The 18,696-nt window shown below is 71.6% G+C and carries 16 protein-coding genes, 2 tRNA genes and 1 pseudogene; 6 read left to right on the top strand and 13 right to left on the bottom strand.

Translation table 11 applies throughout. The annotated features are described in order from the left end of the window. Positions 1-8 precede the first annotated feature (8 nt). Complete coding sequence (locus H9L09_RS16520) at positions 9-1,190, top strand: trans-sulfuration enzyme family protein (protein ID WP_187577934.1); 1,182 nt, start codon at positions 9-11, stop codon at positions 1,188-1,190. Here H9L09_RS16520 and H9L09_RS16515 read toward each other — a convergent pair. Both H9L09_RS16515 and H9L09_RS16510 read right to left on the bottom strand, forming a co-directional pair. Next, positions 1,187-2,194 (bottom strand): NAD(P)H-dependent glycerol-3-phosphate dehydrogenase, encoded by a 1,008-nt coding sequence (locus H9L09_RS16515; protein ID WP_187577933.1) that lies wholly within the window; start codon positions 2,192-2,194, stop codon positions 1,187-1,189. The two genes, H9L09_RS16520 and H9L09_RS16515, sit on opposite strands and share 4 nt — an antisense overlap. Beyond that, positions 2,191-2,976, bottom strand: a complete 786-nt coding sequence (locus H9L09_RS16510) for a lysophospholipid acyltransferase family protein (RefSeq protein WP_187577932.1) — start codon at positions 2,974-2,976, stop codon at positions 2,191-2,193. Before H9L09_RS16510 ends, H9L09_RS16515 begins: the two co-directional genes overlap by 4 nt. 129 nt (positions 2,977-3,105) lie before the next feature. Between H9L09_RS16510 and cofC the strand changes: the two genes are divergently transcribed. Together cofC and H9L09_RS16500 are read left to right on the top strand one after the other, a co-directional pair. After that, positions 3,106-3,741, top strand: a complete 636-nt coding sequence (gene cofC / locus H9L09_RS16505) for a 2-phospho-L-lactate guanylyltransferase (RefSeq protein WP_187577931.1) — start codon at positions 3,106-3,108, stop codon at positions 3,739-3,741. Between the two features lie 10 nt (positions 3,742-3,751). Beyond that, positions 3,752-3,958 carry a cold-shock protein gene (locus tag H9L09_RS16500; protein WP_187577930.1) on the top strand — a complete coding sequence of 69 codons (207 nt, stop codon included), beginning with the start codon at positions 3,752-3,754 and terminating at the stop codon, positions 3,956-3,958. A gap of 84 nt (positions 3,959-4,042) precedes the next feature. Here the strand turns inward: H9L09_RS16500 and H9L09_RS16495 are convergent, their stop codons facing one another. From H9L09_RS16495 to leuC, 4 genes and pseudogenes are all read right to left on the bottom strand, one after another. Continuing rightward, positions 4,043-4,417, bottom strand: coding sequence for a sporulation protein (locus tag H9L09_RS16495; protein WP_187577929.1), 375 nt, complete (start codon positions 4,415-4,417; stop codon positions 4,043-4,045). Between the two features lie 658 nt (positions 4,418-5,075). Then, positions 5,076-5,282: pseudogene (locus H9L09_RS22540) on the bottom strand (HU family DNA-binding protein); the annotation flags it as partial. Positions 5,283-5,428: 146 nt separating this feature from the next. Next, complete coding sequence (gene leuD / locus H9L09_RS16485; protein WP_187577928.1) at positions 5,429-6,016, bottom strand: 3-isopropylmalate dehydratase small subunit; 588 nt, start codon at positions 6,014-6,016, stop codon at positions 5,429-5,431. A 34-nt stretch (positions 6,017-6,050) separates the two neighbouring features. Next, on the bottom strand, positions 6,051-7,469 hold the full coding sequence (gene leuC / locus H9L09_RS16480; protein ID WP_187577927.1) for a 3-isopropylmalate dehydratase large subunit: 1,419 nt from the start codon (positions 7,467-7,469) through the stop codon (positions 6,051-6,053). A 104-nt stretch (positions 7,470-7,573) separates the two neighbouring features. Here leuC and H9L09_RS16475 point away from each other — a divergent pair, with 104 nt between their 5' ends. Further along, a complete protein-coding gene (locus H9L09_RS16475; RefSeq protein WP_187577926.1) occupies positions 7,574-8,293 on the top strand; it encodes an IclR family transcriptional regulator in 720 nt (239 codons plus the stop codon). 6 nt (positions 8,294-8,299) lie between these two features. Here the strand turns inward: H9L09_RS16475 and H9L09_RS22535 are convergent, their stop codons facing one another. Then, positions 8,300-8,824 (bottom strand): methylated-DNA--[protein]-cysteine S-methyltransferase, encoded by a 525-nt coding sequence (locus tag H9L09_RS22535; protein WP_187577925.1) that lies wholly within the window; start codon positions 8,822-8,824, stop codon positions 8,300-8,302. A 5-nt stretch (positions 8,825-8,829) separates the two neighbouring features. Further along, complete coding sequence (locus H9L09_RS16465) at positions 8,830-10,461, bottom strand: DNA-3-methyladenine glycosylase 2 (RefSeq protein WP_187577924.1); 1,632 nt, start codon at positions 10,459-10,461, stop codon at positions 8,830-8,832. A 213-nt stretch (positions 10,462-10,674) separates the two neighbouring features. Between H9L09_RS16465 and H9L09_RS16460 the strand changes: the two genes are divergently transcribed. After that, a complete protein-coding gene (locus tag H9L09_RS16460; protein WP_187577923.1) occupies positions 10,675-13,644 on the top strand; it encodes a helix-turn-helix transcriptional regulator in 2,970 nt (989 codons plus the stop codon). A gap of 244 nt (positions 13,645-13,888) precedes the next feature. Here H9L09_RS16460 and H9L09_RS16455 read toward each other — a convergent pair. The 5 genes from H9L09_RS16455 to H9L09_RS16435 all read right to left on the bottom strand — a co-directional run bounded on the left by H9L09_RS16455 (position 13,889) and on the right by H9L09_RS16435 (position 17,732). After that, positions 13,889-13,961, bottom strand: a tRNA-Glu gene (locus tag H9L09_RS16455). Positions 13,962-14,010: 49 nt separating this feature from the next. Then, positions 14,011-14,082 (bottom strand) — tRNA-Gln (locus H9L09_RS16450). 95 nt (positions 14,083-14,177) lie between these two features. Further along, positions 14,178-15,416, bottom strand: a complete 1,239-nt coding sequence (locus H9L09_RS16445; protein ID WP_187577922.1) for a CPBP family intramembrane glutamic endopeptidase — start codon at positions 15,414-15,416, stop codon at positions 14,178-14,180. A 32-nt stretch (positions 15,417-15,448) separates the two neighbouring features. After that, entirely contained in the window at positions 15,449-16,924 is a 1,476-nt protein-coding gene (gltX, locus tag H9L09_RS16440; RefSeq protein WP_187580950.1) for a glutamate--tRNA ligase, read from the bottom strand. A gap of 7 nt (positions 16,925-16,931) precedes the next feature. Continuing rightward, complete coding sequence (locus tag H9L09_RS16435; protein WP_187577921.1) at positions 16,932-17,732, bottom strand: fumarylacetoacetate hydrolase family protein; 801 nt, start codon at positions 17,730-17,732, stop codon at positions 16,932-16,934. A 52-nt stretch (positions 17,733-17,784) separates the two neighbouring features. On the opposite strand from H9L09_RS16435, the gene H9L09_RS16430 reads away from it, so the two are divergent. Further along, the gene (locus tag H9L09_RS16430; RefSeq protein WP_187577920.1) at positions 17,785-18,687 is read left to right on the top strand and encodes a 3-methyladenine DNA glycosylase; all 903 of its coding nucleotides are present in this window, start codon (positions 17,785-17,787) and stop codon (positions 18,685-18,687) included. Positions 18,688-18,696: the final 9 nt, after the last annotated feature.

Here is an 18,696-nt window from a genome sequence, read left to right as displayed (position 1 = left end):
GTGGTCGCATGCCTGCTTTCGGGTTCCCCGCCGACCCACCCGCCTCCGACCGCCCCACCACCGAGCTTCCCGCCTCGGCGCGTCCGCTGCGGCCCGGCACGGTGGCGGTGACCGCCGGTCGTCCCCCGCACCTGCCCGACAGCCCGCTGAACGTGCCGCTGACGATGGCCTCGACGTACGTCGCCGGCGGCGACCTCGAGTACGGCCGCTACGGCAACCCCACCTGGTCGGCCTTCGAGGAGGCGCTCGGCGCCCTGGAGGGCGGTCGCTGCCTGGCGTTCTCCTCCGGTCTGGCCGCCGTCGCCACGGTCCTCGACCTGGTCGGCCAGGGTCGCAAGGTGGTGGCCCCACGGCACGCCTACAACGGCAGCGTGATGCAGCTGGCCGACCTCGAGGCCCGCGGCCGGATCACCGTGCACCTCGTCGACATCGAGGACACCGCCGCGGTGATCGCCGCGTGCGAGGACGCCGCGCTGGTGTGGCTGGAGTCGCCGACCAACCCGGCGCTGGAGGTGGCCGACCTGGTCCCGATCATCGCCTCCGCGCACGAGGCCGGTGCGTACGTCGTCGTGGACAACACCTTCGCGACGCCGCTGCTCCAGCAGCCGCTCGCCCTCGGCGCCGACCTGGTGGTCCACTCCGCCACCAAGTTCATCGCCGGGCACAGCGACGTGCTGCTGGGAGCGGTCCTCACCTCCGACGACGAGCTCGCCGCGGTGCTGCGCAAGCGTCGCGAGCTGCTAGGTGCGGTGCCCGGCACGCTGGAGGCCTGGCTGGCGCTGCGCGGCCTGCGCACGCTGCACGTGCGGCTGGAGCGGGCGCAGGCCAACGCCCAGGAGCTCGTACGCCGGCTCGGCGGTCACGCCGCGGTCGGCGAGGTGCGCTACCCCGGCTTCGGGGCGATCGTCTCGGTCGTGCTGGCCCAGGGCGCCCTCGCCGCCGACCTGCTCACGCACAAGACCTCCCTGTGGGTGCACGCCACCAGCCTCGGCGGCGTCGAGTCGACCTTCGAGCGGCGGCGCAGGTGGAAGTCGGAGCCGGCCACGATCCCGGAGGGCCTGGTGCGGATGTCGGTGGGAATCGAGGACGTCGACGACCTCTGGGACGACCTGGCCGGCGCGCTCGACGACCTCACCGGCGAGCCGCCGGCACCGGCGGTCGAGGCGCCCGGACCGCTCGGCAGCCCCTAGTCGCGCTCGGGCTTGGTCTCCCGGCTGATCAGGCTGGTCAGCATGTCGGCGGCGGTCAGCTCGCCCTCGACCACCGCGTGCACGTGCGCGACGATGGGCGCGTAGACGTCCTTGCTGCGCGCAAGGTCGTGCAGCGACGACGCCGACTTCACGCCCTCGGCGACCTGCCGGGTGGACGCGGTGATCTCGGCGGTGGTCAGGCCGTGGCCGAGCTTCTCGCCGAACGTGCGGTTGCGGGAGAGCGGTGAGGAGCAGGTCGCGACCAGGTCTCCGAGACCGGCCAGGCCCATCAGCGTCATCGGGTCGGCCCCGAATGCGGTCGCGACCCGGGCGATCTCGGCGAGGCCGCGGGTGATCACCGACGCCGTGGTGTTGTCGCCGAACCCGAGACCGACGGCCATGCCGACGCTGAGCGCGATCACGTTCTTGTAGGCGCCGCCGAGCTCGCAGCCCACCACGTCTGTGCTGGAGTAGGGACGGAACGTCGCGGAGTGGATGGCCTCGCGCAGCCGGTGCGCCACCGCGTCGTCGGCGCAGGCGATGACGCTGGCCGCGGGCTCGCGTCGGGCGATCTCGAGGGCCAGGTTCGGTCCGCTGAGCACCCCGATCCGCTCCGGACCGGCGTCGGTGAGCTCGGCGATCACCTCGCTCATGCGCTTCAGGGTGCCGAGCTCGACGCCCTTGGCCAGCGAGATCAGCACGGCGTCCCGGCGCAGGACCGGCGCCCACTGCGTGAGGTTCTCGCGCAGGGTCTGGGAGGGAACCGCGAGCACCACCAGTTCGGCACCGGCCGCGGCCAGCTCGTGGTCGTGGGTCGCGGAGATCGTGGGGGGCAGCTCGATGCCGGGCAGGTAGTCGGTGTTCTCCCGCTTGTCGTTGATCGTGGCGCACACCTCTTCCCGGCGGGCCCACAGGGTGACCTCGTGGCCGGCGTCGGCGAGCACGAGCGAGAACGCGGTGCCCCAGGCACCGGCGCCGAACACCGCGACCTTCGTGCCGATCATCGTCGACCCTCCTTCCGCCGACGGCGGCGTTGCTGCCCGTTGGGGTTGCCGATCTCACGGACGCCGCGGCTGCGGGCGTCGAAGCGTTCGGCGGGGGCCTTCTCGCCGCGGATGTCCTCGAGCTGATGGGTGATGGCGTCCATGATCCGCTCGGTAGCCTGCCGCAGCACGTCGGGGGTCAGCTCGCGGCCCTCGAACTCGGTGAGGTCGACGGGGTCGCCGGCCTTGACCGTGACCAGCTTCCGCGGGAACAGATGCGGCCGCTTCGCGTAGGGGGCCAGGATCTCCTGCGGACCCCACTGCGCCACCGGGATCACCGGGACGCCGGAGGCCAGGGCGATCCGGGCTGCACCGGTCCGCCCGGTCATCGGCCACAGGTCGGGCTCGCGGGTGATGGTGCCCTCGGGGTAGACGACCACGCACTCGCCCCGGCGTACGGACGCCACCGCCGCGCGGAACGCCTGGGAGGCGTCGTTCGTCAGCCGGTAGACGGGGATCTGCCCGGCGGACCGCACGATGCGCCCCGCGACCGGGATCGAGAAGACCTCGGCCTTGGCGAGGAAGCGGACGATCCGTCCGTGCCCGTAGACGAAGTGCGCGAACGTGAAGGGGTCGAGGTGCGAGACATGGTTGACCGCGATCACGCAGCCGCCCCGCGCCGGGATCTTCGTGCCGTCGATCCAGCGTCTCCGGGTCAGCGCCCGCAGCAGCGGCTCCACCAGCGCGACGCAGAACGCGAACGCCCATCCGCGACGCTCCTGGAGTGTGCGTGGGTAGGGCAACGCTGGTCCTCTCGACGTCCGGTTCGCCCTGACTGGACGACCGTGCCGCTGAGGTTACTCGGCGGACGCCTCCGCCCGCAGATCCCCGCCGCGGGCGTGCCGTCGGATGCCTGAGAGGATCGAGGCGTCATGGTTCCCGAGCACCGGTACGGCGTGGTCGTCCCCGTCAAGCCGCCCGCGTTCGCCAAGAGCCGGCTCGGCGGTCTCGGAGACCGCACCCGCCGCACGCTGGCGCAGGCCTTCGCCCTCGACACCGTGGCGGCCGCACTGGCGACCGAGGGTGTCGCGACGGTGCTCGCGGTCACCGACGACCACCTGCTGGCCGCCGAGCTCGCCGAACTCGGCGCCCAGGTGCTGCCCGACGCCACCACCGACGACATGAACACGTCACTGGTGCAGGCGGCGGTCGAGCTGGTGCGCCGCGACGCCGCGCTGCGCCCCGCGGCCCTGTGCGCCGACCTGCCCGCGCTGCGTGCGGATGAGCTCTCCCGGGCGCTGGCGTGCGCGGCCGGAGACGAGATGTCGTTCGTGGCGGACGCGGACGGCATCGGCACCACGCTGCTGGTGGCGCCGGACCTCGCGCGGTTCCGCCCGTCGTTCGGCGCGGGGTCGCGCGAGATGCACCTCGACCTCGGGGCGCGGGAGATCGTCCTGGACGACGTACCGACGTTGCGACGAGACGTCGACACTCCCGCGGACCTCGCGGCCGCCCTCGAGCTGGGCATCGGCCCCCGCACCGCCCGGGCCGCGGCCGTCCTGCTCTAGTCTCGTTGCCGTGCAGGCAACCGTGCTCCGCTACGACTCCGAGACCCGCAGCGGCACGGTGGTGCGTGACGACGGCACCGAGATCGCCTTCGGCGCCACCGCTCTCGAGGGCACCGGGCTGCGGCTGCTCCGCGCCGGCCAGCGCGTGCGGCTCGACGTCTCGGGGACCGGGGACGCACTCCACGTCGAGCGGCTCCAGATCCTCACGCTCAGCTGAGGCCGCGGCCCGCGCAGTCCGTGCCGGGTGAGGCAGTCCGGCCGTTCCGCGCGAGGGTCGCCGCCGGCGCCGTCGAGCGGCGGGTCACTCGTCGGCGGACTCCGCGCCCATTGCCGCGAGGGCTGCCTTGGCCCGTGCCCGCGCCAGCCGCGGCCGGCTGAGCAGGTAGACCACGACGGCTGCACCGATCACCACGAACAGCCGGTTCGGGTCCACCGCCGGACGCCAGGTGACGCCTCCGTCCTTGATGACATAGGCCCCGGCCGGGCGACCGCTGACGCCGAAACCGCCGCCCTCCCCCTGTCCGCCCTTGTCATCGTGCCCGGTCCCGCCACCGCCACCGCCACCGATCTTCGCTGCGGCGATGATCGTGACGCCGTCCTTCTCGTAGGGCTCTGCGTAGACCCGCTTCACCGTGATGGCGTCCCGTGCGGTGCCCAGGACCTCTTCGACCTTCATGACCACTCCTCCCGTGCGACGGATTGTCGCTGCTCCTCGTCCTCACCCTTGGCGCGCCCACGTGGCGAGTGAAGGGCTGAAGGTCCTTCGGACACACGAATGGGCCGGCTCCGTGAGGAGCCGGCCCATCTGCGAGGTCTGAGCGGTCAGGCCTTCTTGGCGGTCTTCTTCGCCGTCGTCCTGGCCGTCGTCTTCTTGGCCGGAGCCTTGGTGGCCGTGGTCTTGGCCGCGGTGGTCTTGGCAGCGGTCTTCTTGGCCGGCACCGCGGAGGCGCTGGTCTTCTTGGCGGTGCTCTTGGCCGGGGCCGTCTTGGCGGGCGCCTTGGTGGCCGTCGTCTTCGCCGTCCTCTTGGCAGGCGCCTTGGTGGCCGTGGTCTTGGCCGCGGTCTTCTTCGCAGGCGCCTTGGTGGCCGTGGTCTTCGCCGCCGTCTTCTTCGCGGGGGCTGCCTTGGTGGCCGTGGTCTTCGCCGCCGTCTTCTTCGCGGGGCAGCCTTCGTGGCCGTGGTCTTCTTCGCGGCGGCCGCCTTGGTCGGCGTCGCCTTCCGGGCGCCGGCAGCAGCAGCGTTCAGCGTCAGCTTGGGCAGCTTCTTGGCGCCCGACACCACGTTCTTGAGGTCCGCCCCGGCGTTGAACTTCGGGACCGCGGTCTTCTTCGCCTTGATGCGCTCACCGGTGCGCGGGTTGCGCACCCAGCGCGCGTCACGAACGCGCTTCTCGAACGATCCGAAGCCGGTGATGGCGACCTTCTCGCCCTTCGCGACCTCGCGGGTGATGGTGTCGAGCACCGAGTCGAGCGCGTGCGCGGCGGCCTTGCGGTTGCCTTCGAAGCGGCCGGCGAGGGTGTCGATCAACTGACTCTTGTTCACAAGCTTCCCTTCCGTGAACGTGTGTGTCGAGCCCGTGCTCGACTTCTTCTTGCCACGCTAGGGAATACCTGCCCACCCCACCATCACAACACGCATCTTTTCTTTGCGGGTTTGGGCAAAGGATGGCGCCATTTCGCGAACGGGGATTAGAGAGTCGCGGGTTTCCACGACGGCCGGGTGGCCTCGAAGGCCGTGATGTCGTCGGCGTGCGAGAGCGTGATGCCGATGTCGTCGAGGCCTTGGAGCAAGCGCCAGCGGGTGTAGTCGTCGATCTGGAACGGCGCGGTCAGCGCCCCTGCCTGGATGGTTTTCTCCTGCAGGTCAACGACAATCTCCGTCGTCGGCTCGGTCTCGATCAGCTTCCACAGCTGCTCGACGACGTCCTGCGTCACCTGTGCGGCAAGGAGTCCGGCCTTGCCGGAGTTGCCGCGGAAGATGTCGGCGAACCGGCTCGAGAGCACGACCTTGAAGCCGTAGTCGGTCAACGCCCACACCGCGTGCTCGCGCGAGGAGCCGGTTCCGAAGTCGGGCCCGGCCACGAGCACGGTGGCGCCTGCGAACTGCGGCTTGTTGATGACGAACTCGGGATCCTTGCGCCACGCGGCGAACAGGCCGTCCTCGAAGCCGGTGCGCGTGACCCGCTTCAGGTAGACGGCGGGGATGATCTGGTCGGTGTCGACGTTGCCGCGTCGCAGCGGCAGGCCGGTCCCGATGTGGCGGGTGAACTTCTCCATGGCGAGGTCCTCTTCGAGATGGTCGGTGGGCCGGTCAGGCCGAGTGCTGCAGGGAGGGCAGGTCGGACGGCGAGGCCAGGTGGCCGGTCACTGCGGTGGCCGCGGCGACCAACGGCGAGACGAGATGGGTGCGTCCGCCCTTGCCCTGCCGGCCTTCGAAGTTGCGGTTCGACGTCGACGCGCTGCGCTCCCCCGGCTCGAGCTGGTCGGGGTTCATGCCCAGGCACATCGAGCAGCCCGCTCCGCGCCACTCGCCGCCGGCCTCCTTGAACACCACGTCGAGGCCTTCGTGCTCGGCCTGGAGCCGCACCCGCACCGAGCCGGGGACCACCAGCAGTCGGGTCCCGTCGGCGACGTGGCGTCCCTTGATCACCTCGGCTGCCGCACGCAGGTCCTCGATGCGACCGTTGGTGCACGAGCCGACGAAGACGGTGTCGACGGCGATCTCGCGCATCGGCGTGCCACCGGTCAGGCCCATGTAGTCCAGGGCACGCTGGGCGGCGAGCTGGTCCGCCTCGTCCTCGAACTGCTCCGGCACCGGAACGGTGCCGCCGAGCGGGACCCCCTGGCCGGGGTTGGTGCCCCAGGTGACGAACGGGGTCATGGTGTCGGCGTCGAGCTCGATCTCCGCGTCGAAGACCGCGTCCTCGTCGGTGACAAGCGTGCGCCAGTGCTCGACGGCCGCCACCCAGTCCTCGCCCTTCGGTGCCTCGGGTCGCCCCTCGATGTAGTCGAAGGTCGTCTGGTCGGGGGCGATCAGGCCGGCCTTGGCGCCCCACTCGATGGACATGTTGCAGATCGTCATCCGGGCCTCCATCGACAGCTTCTCGATGGCTTCGCCGCGGTACTCCACGATGTAGCCCTGGCCGCCGCCGGTGCCGGTGTGCGCGATGAGCGTGAGGACCAGGTCCTTGGCGGTGACCCCGTCGGGCAGCGAGCCGTTGACGGTCACGGCCATCGTCTTCGGCCGCGCCTGCGACAGCGTCTGGGTCGCGAGCACGTGCTCGACCTCGCTGGTGCCGATCCCGAAGGCGATCGACCCGAAGGCGCCGTGGGTGGAGGTGTGCGAGTCGCCGCACACGATCGTCATCCCCGGCTGGGTCAGGCCCAGCTGCGGGCCGACGACGTGGACGATGCCCTGCTCGATGTCGCCGAGCGGGTGCAGGCGGACCCCGAACTCCTCCGCGTTGCGCCGCAGCGTCTCGACCTGCGTGCGCGAGACCGGGTCCGCGATCGGCTTGTCGATGTCCAGGGTCGGCACGTTGTGGTCCTCGGTGGCCAGCGTGAGGTCGGGACGACGTACGCCGCGGCCGGCGAGCCGGAGCCCCTCGAACGCCTGCGGCGAGGTCACCTCGTGGATGAGGTGCAGGTCGATGAAGAGCAGGTCCGGCTCACCCTCGGCACTCCGGACGACGTGCTCGTCCCACACCTTCTCGGCCAAGGTCTTGCCCATCACGCTCTCCTTCGTTCGGGGTGCGTCCCCGTCGTCTGTTTTCCGGCCCATGATCACCCGCCGACTGACTTGCTTTCCAGCATCTGAGACGGCATTATCAGAGTATGGACAACTCTAGCGGAGTCGGCGTTCTCGACAAAGCCGCGCTGGTGCTCGCGGCGCTGGAGTCCGGACCGGCCACGCTGGCCGGTCTGGTGGCCGGCACCGGGCTGGCGCGCCCCACCGCGCACCGGCTGGCCGTCGCGCTGGAGCACCACCGCCTGGTGGCGCGGGACATGCAGGGCCGGTTCGTGCTCGGGCCCCGGCTGGCCGAGCTGTCCGCGGCAGCCGGCGAGGACCGTCTCCTCGCCGCCGCCGGCCCCGTCCTCGCCCGCCTGCGCGACATCACCGGCGAGTCCGCGCAGCTGTGGCGTCGCCAGGGTGACTACCGGGTCTGCGTCGCCGCCGCCGAGCGGCCCTCGGGACTGCGCGACACGATCCCGGTCGGCTCGCAGCTGACCATGCGCGCCGGCTCGGCGGCCCAGGTGCTGCTCGCCTGGGAGGACCCCGAGCGCATGCACCGCGGGCTGCAGAACGCCGCGTACTCCGCCACCGCGCTCTCGGGCATCCGCCGTCGCGGCTGGGCACAGTCCGTGGGCGAGCGCGAGCAGGGCGTCGCCTCGGTGTCCGCGCCGGTCCGCTCCCCCTCTGGCAAGATCATCGCCGCGGTCTCGGTCTCCGGTCCGCTCGAGCGCCTCAGCCGCCAGCCGGGCCGGATGCACGCTCCCGCCGTGCTCGCCGCGGCCGAGCGGCTCTCCGAGTCGCTGCGCCGCGCCGCCGAGTAGACCCGCTCAGAACAGGGCGTCCTGCTCGAGCTCGAGCAGCATCTGCTTGCGCTCCAGGCCGCCGGCGTAGCCGACCAGCTTGCCCTGCGCACCGAGCACCCGGTGGCACGGGATCACGATCGCGATCGGGTTGCGCCCGTTGGCGAGCCCGACCGCCCGCGAGGCGGCGTTGGTCATCCCCATCCGGCGCGCGATCTCGCCGTACGACGCGGTCTCGCCGTAACCGATCCGCCGCAGCTGCTCCCACACGCGCTGCTGGAACGGCGTGCCCTCCGGGCGCACCGGCAGGTCGAACTCCTTGAGGTCGCGCGCGAAGTAGGCCGTCATCTGCCGCACCGCCTCGCGCAGCAACGGGTCGTCGTCGGTCCGCTGGCCGACCGGTCGCCCGGCGGCCCGCGCCGCCGCCACGGCGGTGGAGGACCGGGGCGACCCACTGGCGTTGTCGCCGTCCCAGAACTCGAAGTCGGTGATCGCGTCCCGGGAGGCGACGACCCGCATCGTCCCGGCCGGGGACTCCATCGTGGTCCACATCGGTCTCACATCTCCTTCGTGACGGGGCCAGGCCCCGAGGTCGGGACGGTCCGGTCGACCCGGTCACGTGACCGGCCGGTCGGGTCGGGGTCGGCGGGACGCAGCAGCGCCAGCGACGACCACAGGTGCAGCAGGGCATAGGAGCGCCAGGGCCGCCACTGCTCGGCGCGGGCCGCCAGCCGGTCGACCGGCTCCCCCAGCCCGCGCAGGGCGTTGCGGACGCCGATGTCGGTGGGCAGGAACACGTCGGGGTGGCCGAGAGCCCGCAGCGCCACGTAGTCGGCCGTCCAGGGCCCGATCCCCGGCAGCGCCATCATCCGCGAGCGTACGTCGTCGCGGTCCATGCTGCGGTCGAGCGGGATCTCGCCGTCGGCGAGCGCCCGGCACAGCGCCACCAGGGCCCGGCCGCGTGAGCGCGGCATCGGCAGCTCCTCGGGGTCGAGCCCGGCGAGCACCTCCGCGCGCGGGAACAGCCGGTCGGCGTCGTCCGCACCGGCCGCCCCACCGGCCACCCCGCAGGGCTCGCCGTACCGCTCGACGAGCCGGCCGGTGACGGTGGCGGCCGCAGCGAGCGAGACCTGCTGGCCGATCACGGTGCGGATCGCCACCTCGTCGCCGTCGACGTGGCCGGGCACCCGCAGGCCGGGACGGCTGCGGACCAGCCGGGCCAGCACCACGTCGGCGGACAGCGCGTCCTCGACGGCGAGCGGGTCGCAGTCGGCGTCCAGCAGCCGTCGGCAGCGCTCGACCGCGGCGGCGACGTCGCGCAGGTCGCCGACCTGCAGGCGGCACCGGACGTGTCCTCGCGCGCCCACCCCGTCGTCGAGCTCCAGCACCACCCGGCCGGGTCCGTGCGGCAGCCGCAGCGTGCGGGCGTACCAGCCGGGTCCGGCGGCCTCGACCCCGGCGACCGCGTGCACGGCCAGGAAGGTCAGCATCTCGGCGGCGGCGTACGGGGCCCGCACCGCGAGCCTCAGCTCCAGCTGACCGGCCACACCGTCCGCACGGTCGGTGGCCGCCGCACCGGCGGGGCTGACCGCGCGGGCGCTCCGGCCGCGACCGGGGGCCGAGGCGGCGCGTGCCGCGCGCAGCTCGGTCGGCGAGGCGGCGTACACCTCTCGGATGGTGTCGTTGAACTGCCGGATGCTGGCGAAGCCGGCGGCGAAGGCGACGTCCGCGAACGGCATCGCGGTCGTCTCGATGAGGATCCGGCCGGTCTGCGCCCGGCGGGCCCGGGCCAGTGCCAGGGGCCCGGCGCCGAGCTCGGCGACCAGCAGCCGGTTCAGGTGCCGGGAGGTGTAGCCGACCCGGCGGGCCAGCCCCTCGACCCCGTCCCGCTCCACCACGCCGTCGGCGATCAGCCGCATCGCCCGGCCGGCGAGGTCGGCGGCGACGTCCCAGTCCGGTGAGCCGGGCGTGGCGTCGGGCAGGCAGCGCTTGCAGGCCCGGAAGCCGGCCGCCTGGGCGGCGGCCGCGGTGCGGTGGAAGGTGACGTTGCGCCGCTGCGGCGTGATCGCCGGGCAGGACGGGCGGCAGTAGATCCCGGTGGACGTGACGCCGGTGTAGAAGACGCCGTCGAAACGACGGTCCCGCGCCTTCACGGCCCGGTAGCAGGCCTCGGTGTCCTCGATGTCCATGACCACGATTCTCTCCCGGACCGGGGGCCGCCGCTAGCGGGAATCAGACACGACGTGCGAGCGGGAAAGATGGGAGAGGTCCAGAGATTGCCGGACGCGGGCGGATCCCGGGAGGCCGGCAAAGGACCAACCCGAGGGCGGCTGGTCGTCGCATTTCAGGCAGGGACGCGGGAACAGGATGACAACTCCCCGCCGGCTGCGCATCCTGGAAGCATGGTGCGGCTGCGGACCGCAGACCTGATCGCACGCGACGCCGAGCTCAGCGAGTTGGGCGCGGCCGTGGACGCCGCCCGCGCCGGCCTGCGTGGCGCAGTGCTGGTCTGTGGGCCGCCCGGCGTCGGTAAGTCCCGGCTGGTCGAAGAGGCGGTCCGGCGCGGCCGGCGCGAGGGGGATCTCGTTCTCGTCGGACACTGCGTGGACCTGTACGGAGAGGAGATCCCGTACGCAGCCGTGGCCGAGGCGCTGCGGCACCTGGTCCGCGAACGCGGCCCAGGTGGCGCACGGCAGATGCTTGGTCCCGCAGCCCGACCGCTGGCAGCGCTGGTTCCGGACCTCGACACCGGAGACTACCGCCGCGCCGCGTCTGAGGCCGATGTCGACCGGTCTGGCGGTGTACACGTGCTCGATGCGTTCGTCGCTGGTCTGGACCGTGCAGGACGGGGAACCGGCCGGGTGATCTGGCTGTGGTTGGAGGACCTGCAGTGGGCAGATCGAGCGACGCGGAACCTGGTCTCCTACCTGCTTCGGGTGGAGGGGCCGCCCAATCTGGTGATGATGGCAACCGTCCGCACGGAGGACACGGCGTCGCCTGGTGCCGACGACGTGATTGCGGAGCTGCTGCGGGTCCCGCTCGTTGACCAGATCGTCCTGCAGCCTTTCACGCGCAGCCAGGTGGCCGAGCACTTACGGGCTCTGACGGGGTTGCGGAGCGGCGCGGGAGTCGTACACACGGTGGCTCTCCTCAGTGGCGGGCTTCCGTTCTACACCGAGCTGCTGGCCCGAGAAGGGCTGCCCGACGGGCGGGTGCCGAGCCCGGTCCGGTCGATGGTCCGCGGGGAAATCGAGAGCCTCGACGATGATGCCCGGGCCACGGTGGAAGCTGCGTCCGTGGAGAGTGGCCGGCTTCCGCACGACGTGCTGGTCGCCGTTGCCGGAGGCGAGCACCGAGCGCTGGCGGGGATCGCGACCGCGGTAGCGGAGTCAGTTCTGGTGCCGGAGCCGGACGGCAGCGGCTACCGCTTCAGGCACGCGCTACTGCGCGAGTCGGTCGAGGCTGGGCTCCTGCCCGGGGACCGGCGGCGTTGGCACGAGCGCTGGGCCAAGCAACTCGAGATGTCGGCGGAGTCGACCGGTGACCCGTTCGCCCGCATCGCGGCGGCTCACCACTGGGCTGGAGCCGGCGACAACAGCCGTGCCCTCGATGCGGTTCTTACCGGTGCGGCATTGGCGCATCAGGTGCTGGCCGACGCCGAGGCGGTCGGTCTGCTAGCCAGGGCTCTCGAGCTGTGGCCGTCGGTTCCGGATGCCACGCAACGCGCCGGGATCGAGCAGGATGCGCTGCTCCGCTCCAGCTTGTTCTGGGCCCGCATGGCCGGGCGTTCCGACCTCGCCGAGACCCTCGGGGCGGTTCGGCTCACGGGCGGGCAGAACCAGGTCCGCGACCTCTCCATCGCCTACACGCGCAGAGAGTTCGACGGCGTCGACTGGCAACCCACCGGGGCGGAGGTCCAACTGCTGCGCTCCTGCCCTCTGTCCAACCCCTGGCTGTCCCGCGCGGCGGGCGATGCCAGCTTCGCCCTGCAAGAGACGGACCCCCAGTCCGCGTCGGTCCTCGCCGACCGTGCGGTTCAGGCAGCCGAGCTCGCCGTCCAGGTGTACCGGGAGTCCGGGCGCCACCGAACCGCCCTGACATGGATCACCCCCGAGGAGGAGCTTCTGTACGCCGAGCACTGCCGGGCCGACGTGATGTTGTGCGTGGCCGGCCGCGCCGAGGAGGCGGCTCGCTTCTACGCGAACCTGCGACCGCGGTGTGAGGCCGTGTCCCCTCAGGTCGGTCTCGAGTGCGACGCGTGCATGGCCGAGGCGCTCGCAGCGACCGGCAAGCACCAAGACGCATACGCGACGGCCAATGCCGCCCTTGCAGCCTTGCCGCAGCCACGAAAGTCCCTTCAGCTCTACGCCACCTTCACCCATACCGCGGCTGACTCGGAGATCGCGCTCGGCGACTGGGACCACGCACTGTCCCGACTCGACGAGGCATGCCAAGACGTGGACGACGACAGCCTGACCTACTCGCTCTGTGCACTGGCCGGTCTGCTGCACTGCTGGCGCGGCAACCTGCGCACCGCCGAGCGGTGTGCCACGACCGTGAGGTCCCACCTCGACACGGTGGACTCGACATCGTGGCGCGCCGTCTGGGAGACCATCTGGCTAGAGGCCGAGCTGGCAGTCGCCCGCTCCCACGCCGCTCGCGCCCGGACGATCCTGGGCACCCTATGGTCGAAACCACATCCAGAATCGGCCTCACACGCGATGTGGCGGCCGCTTATGTCCGCGGTCAAGGTCAACGTGGACGAGATCGCCGGTCGTCCCGCCCGCTCGACCAAGGAGGCACGCGACGACCTCGCGACATGCCAGGTGGTCGCCGCGAGGCTCCACCGCATCGGAGACGTCGGCGTCGCCTGGGACCTCCACCTCACCGCCGAGCTCTCCCGCCTCGACCGCCCCAGCGACCCGGCACCCTGGGCGGCCGCCGCAGAGGCGTGGATCGCGGCCGGCTGGCTACGGGAACGATGCCTTGCGCTGCTGGGCCTCGCCACCGCCCAGGCCCGGAGCGGCTGCAACAAGGAGGCGCGCGATGCCCTGCAGTCGGCGCGCGACATCGCCCACCAACTCGGAGCCGCTCCGCTCGAGGTCGCTACCGTGCAGATCGCCCGGAACACCGGCCTCGGACCCGCCGCAGGTTCGGGACGGGCGCCTGGTGCCACCGGACTGACCGCGCGCGAGATGGAGGTTCTTGCGCTCATCACCCGCGGTTACAGCAACAACCGGATCGCGACCGAGCTCTTCATCTCGCCCAAGACCGCTTCGGTACACGTGTCGAACATCCTCGGCAAGCTGCACGCCAGCTCTCGCACTGAGGCCGCCGCCATCGCGCAGCGCACCAACGTGCTCGACAGGTGATTGCCAAGGCCGGTCCCCCACAAGCGGGTCCGGGGACGGGACGGGAACAAGATCTATCGGCTGGTCGTGTGTTCCTCGTCTGGGTCAGCACCTTCAAGACCGGGTTCGGCGCAGCGGCGGGTGGCGATCGCCGGTCTCGCAGCCGGGGGCTGACTGACCGCTGTTACCCGAATTGGATTCGTCCGGAAATGCCGCAGGGGCCCTGACCAGCAAAGCTGCTGACCAGGACCCCTGTCGATCTATGTACCCCCGACGGGATTCGAACCCGCGCTACCGCCTTGAGAGGGCGGCGTGCTAGGCCACTACACAACGGGGGCCTTGAAGCGGTCGAAACTCTAGCGTCTGCCAGTGATCTCAACCAAATCGCTGGGGTACTAGGACTCGAACCTAGACTAACTGGACCAGAACCAGTCGGGCTGCCAATTACCCCATACCCCATGGGATTTGCTTCTCTCGAAGCCCGGTTGAGAATACACGTCCCGGACTCCGGCACCAAAACGCGCACACGCCTGCGACGGCTGGGGTGAGCGCGCTCACACGGGCATCGGCAGCGGCTCGCTCTCCGGGCTCGGCACGGGTGGCTGGGTCTGCCTGCGCAGACCCATCTTCCGGGCCAGCCAGACCACCAGCAGCGCGTAGACACCGGCCTGGGTGACGGTCACCGGGATGTTCCACCACGAGATCGAGCTCACGTTGAGGCTCTCGCTGATGTCGCCGAGCATCAGCGCCAGCCCGAAGGCCAGGAAGTTGTTCAGGATGTGCATCGCGATGCCCGCCTCCAGGCCGCCGGTGTGGACCACCAGCCAGCCGGCGATCAGCCCGAAGGCGAACCGGTCGAAGAACAGCGGGAAGTTCTGCGCACCGTGGGCTGCGGCGAACAGCAGGGCGGTGACCACGATGGCCGTCCACTTCGCCATCAGCTGCACCCACCGGTCGGAGCGGAAGCCCAGCAGCGAGCCGATCGCCTGCATCAGGTAGCCCCGGAAGAAGTACTCCTCCCCTGCGGCCTGGAACGGCGTGGTGAGGAACACGATCACCGCGAGCAGGGCGGTGGTGAGGGTGAAGTCGTTGAGCTTCAGGTCCCCGACGGGCCCCGCGTCACCGGGGACCAGCTGACCGACCACGATCGAGGCCACCAGCGCCACGACCGAGAGGCCGATGCAGGCCCAGAAGAACGACCACCGCATCTTCGGCTGCACCGAGGTCAGCCAGCGCGGCCGCATCCGGTGCACCACCCGCATCACCGCCCAGGTCGCCAGGATCAGCGCCCCGAGGGAGATGTTGAGCAGCAGCAGGAACGTCGGTGTGACCGTGCTCAGGTCACTGACCTTCGTCAGGTTGTCCATGAACGGGCCGGGCTGGAACGCGGCGATCACGAACAGCGCGCCGGCCACCAGCACCTGGACGCCGAGGAACAGCACCATCAGCAGGGCGAGGCCGGCCAGCGGCTTCCACCAGCGGTAGCTCCAGGTGCGCAGCATCAGGTGGTACGGCACCGGCCCGGGGTGCGGGTAGGACGGCAGGGCGCCGGCCGCGGGGACCGGGAGGCCGCCCTGACCGGCCGGCGCGCCGTACGGGCCGGCGTACGGGCCCTGCGGGTAGCCGGGGACGGCGTACGGCGGCTGCTGCCGGCCGGTGTCCGGCGGCGGGGTCGGAGGCGCTGGGTACGCCGGCGCGGGCCGCTGGGAGGGGTACTGCGGAGGCGGCCACGAGCCGGAGGGCGCACCCTGCTGCGGACGCGGTTCGCCCTGCTCCGGCGTGTGCTCGCTCATCGGCCCCTCCCAGGGTCTGCTGTCACGGACGCTCAGGCGTCCTGGGCGCTGCTCAGTCTGCCCAACGAACGGTCCCTGCCCAGCAGTTCCAAGGATTCGAAGAGCGGTGGCGAGATCCGCCGACCGGTGACCGCCACCCGCACGGGGCCGAAGGCGTTGCGCGGCTTGAGCCCCATCTCCTCGACCAGCGCGGTCCGCAGCGCCTCGTCGATGGCCTCGGTCGTCCAGGTCGGCAGCGCCGCGAGCGCCTCGTGCGCCGCCTTGACCACGCTCCGGCCGTTCTCGTCGAGCAGCTTCGCGGCGTCGGCCGGGTCGCGGGTGAAGCCCGTCTCGTCGACGAACAGGAAGCCCAGCATGTCGACGGCCTCCGCGAGCGTGGTCATCCGCTCCTGCACCAGGGGCGCCGCGGCGGTGAGCAGCGCCCGCTGGTCCTCGCCGACCTCGGAGCCGAGGACACCGGCGCCCTGCAGGTAGGGCACCATCCGCTCGGTCAGGTCCTCGACCGGGAGCGCCCGCAGGTGCGTGGCGTTGATCGCCTCGGCCTTCTTGAGGTCGAAGCGGGCAGGGTTGGGGTTGACCCGCTCGATGGTGAACGCCTCGACCATCTCGGTCATCGAGAAGATGTCGCGGTCCTCGGCGATCGCCCAGCCGAGCAGCGCCAGGTAGTTCAGCAGCCCCTCCGGCAGGAAGCCCCGGTCGCGGTAGCCGAGCAGGTTCGCCTCGGGGTCGCGCTTGGAGAGCTTCTTGTTGCCCTGGCCCATGACGTAGGGCAGGTGACCGAAGCGGGGCGTGACTCCGGTGCCCACCCCGATCTCCGCGAGGGCGTCGTAGAGCGCGATCTGGCGGGGCGTGGAAGAGAGCAGGTCCTCGCCGCGCAGCACGTGCGTGATCTCCATCAGCGCGTCATCGACCGGGTTCACCAGCGTGTAGAGCGGGTGACCGTTGCCGCGCACCAGCACGTAGTCGGGCACGTTCTCCGGCTGGAACGTGATCTCCCCGCGCACCAGGTCGTCGAACGTGATCGCCTGCTCGGGCATCCGGAAGCGGACGACCGGGCGACGGCCCTCGGCCTCGTAGGCCGCGACCTGCTCCTCGGTGAGCGTGCGGCAGTGCCCGTCGTACCCGGGAGCGCGCCCCTCCGACCGGGCCTTCTCGTTGCGCTCCTCGAGCTCTTCTGCCGAGCAGTAGCAGCGGTAGGCACGGCCGGCCTCGAGCAGCCGGGCGGCCACGTCGGCGTAGAGGTCGTAGCGCTCGGACTGCCGGTAGGGCCCGAAGGGGCCGCCGACCTCGGGGCCCTCGTCCCAGTCGAAGCCCAGCCAGCGCATCACCTCGAGCAGCGTGTCGTAGGACTCCTGGGAGTCGCGGGCGGCGTCGGTGTCCTCGATGCGGAACACGAACGTCCCGCCGTGGTGGCGCGCGAACGCCCAGTTGAACAAGGCGGTCCGGGCCAGACCGACGTGCGGGCTCCCGGTCGGTGAGGGGCAGAAGCGCACCCGCACCGGAGGCATCGGGCTGTCAGTCACGGGAAACCACCTTGTTCGCCAAAGAGCCGATGCCGGCGACGGTCACTTCGACCTCGTCGCCGACGTTCATGGGACCGACACCCTCGGGGGTGCCGGTGAGGATCACGTCGCCGGGCAGCAGCGTCATCACCGAGGACACGAACGCGACCAGCGACGGGACGTCGAAGATCATGTCCTTGGTGGAGCCGTCCTGAACCAGGTCACCGTTGAGGTGCGTCTGCACCTTGAGGTCGGCGGGGTCGAGCTCGGTCTCGATCCACGGGCCGAGCGGGCAGAAGGAGTCGAAGCTCTTGGCCCGGGTGAACTGCACGTCGCTGCGCTGCAGGTCGCGCGCGGTGACGTCGTTGGCGACCGTGTAGCCGTAGATCACCTCGGCCACCCGCTCGGGGGTGACGTCGCGGCAGATCCGCCCGATCACCACAGCGAGCTCGCCCTCGTAGTGCAGGTTGCTGGTCTGCCGGGGGTAGAAGATCGGGTCGCCGGGGCCCACGACCGAGGTGTTGGGCTTGAGGAACATCAGCGGCTCGGCCGGGACGTCGCCCCCCATCTCGGCGGCGTGCGCGGCGTAGTTCTTGCCGATCCCCACCACCTTGCTCCGTGGCAGGACCGGCGCGAGCAGCCGGACCTCGGAGAGCGGCACCTCCTTGTCGGTCAGCTGCACGCCGACGTACAACGGGTCGCCGGCGAGCGCCACGATGACGGAGTCGTCGCCGGGGATGCCCAGCTCGTCGACCTCGCCCGTGACCACGCCGTACTGCGGGTCGTCTCCAGTGGTGAACCTAGCGATACGCACCATCTGAGCCTACCGGCGCGGCGGCGACCCGCCCGCCACTACCCTCGGCCCTGTGCAGACACGTGGATCCGGGACCGGCGTGCTGCTCGACGAGCCGACGTGGACGGCCCGCCGGGCGGCCCACGAGGCACGCGTTGACGCCTGGGTCCAACCGCATCTCGAGCGGCGCCGGGCCGGTCTGCCGCACCCGGTCGAGGACTTCCTCTTCACCTACTACTCCCAGCGTCCGGCCGGCCTGCGCCGCTGGCACCCGGGGTACGGCGTCGTGCTGGCCGGCGCCGAGGAGTACCTCCCGGTCAAGGGCTACGCCGCCGTCCCGGGCGGTGCCGCGGTCTCCGCCCGGCACCTCGCCGCGCAGCGGCCCGTGCTCGAGTCGCTGCACCGGCTGCTGGGCGCCACCGCCTCCCGGGCGCCGCAGCTCGGCTGCTTCGGGATGCACGAGTGGGCGATGGTCTACCGCCAGGATCAGGAGCAGGTCCGGCACGCCGCCTGGCCGTTGCGGCTCGGGCCGGACGGCACCGACGGGGTCGTCGAGTCGCACCGGATCGCCTGCTCGCACTTCGACGCGTTCCGGTTCTTCACCGACGCCGCCCGGCCGCGCAACCTGCTGCAGCCCGGCCGCGACGACCGGCCCGCCTTCGAGCAGCCGGGATGCCTGCACGCCGGGATGGACCTCTACAAGCACGCCTTCCGACTCACCCCGCTGGTGGCCTCCGAGCTGGTCGCGGACTGCTTCGAGCTCGCCCGCGAGATCCGGGTGCTCGACATGCGCGCCTCGCCGTACGACCTCTCCGCGCTCGGCTACTCCCCCGTCCGGGTGGAGACCGCCGAGGGCAAGCAGGAGTACGTCGCCGCCCAGCGTGCGTTCGCCGAGCGGGGCGCCCCGCTGCGGCAGCGGCTCGTCGAGGAGCTCGCCCGCCTGCTGTCCGTCGAGGTTCCGGCCGCCGGCGAGTGACCACTGCCC

The sequence above is a fragment of the Nocardioides mesophilus genome (genome assembly GCF_014395785.1).
Lineage (GTDB): Bacteria > Actinomycetota > Actinomycetes > Propionibacteriales > Nocardioidaceae > Nocardioides_B > Nocardioides_B mesophilus.
The sequence above is the reverse complement of the archived record's forward strand: the minus strand, read 5'-3'. Positions and strand labels throughout refer to the sequence as shown.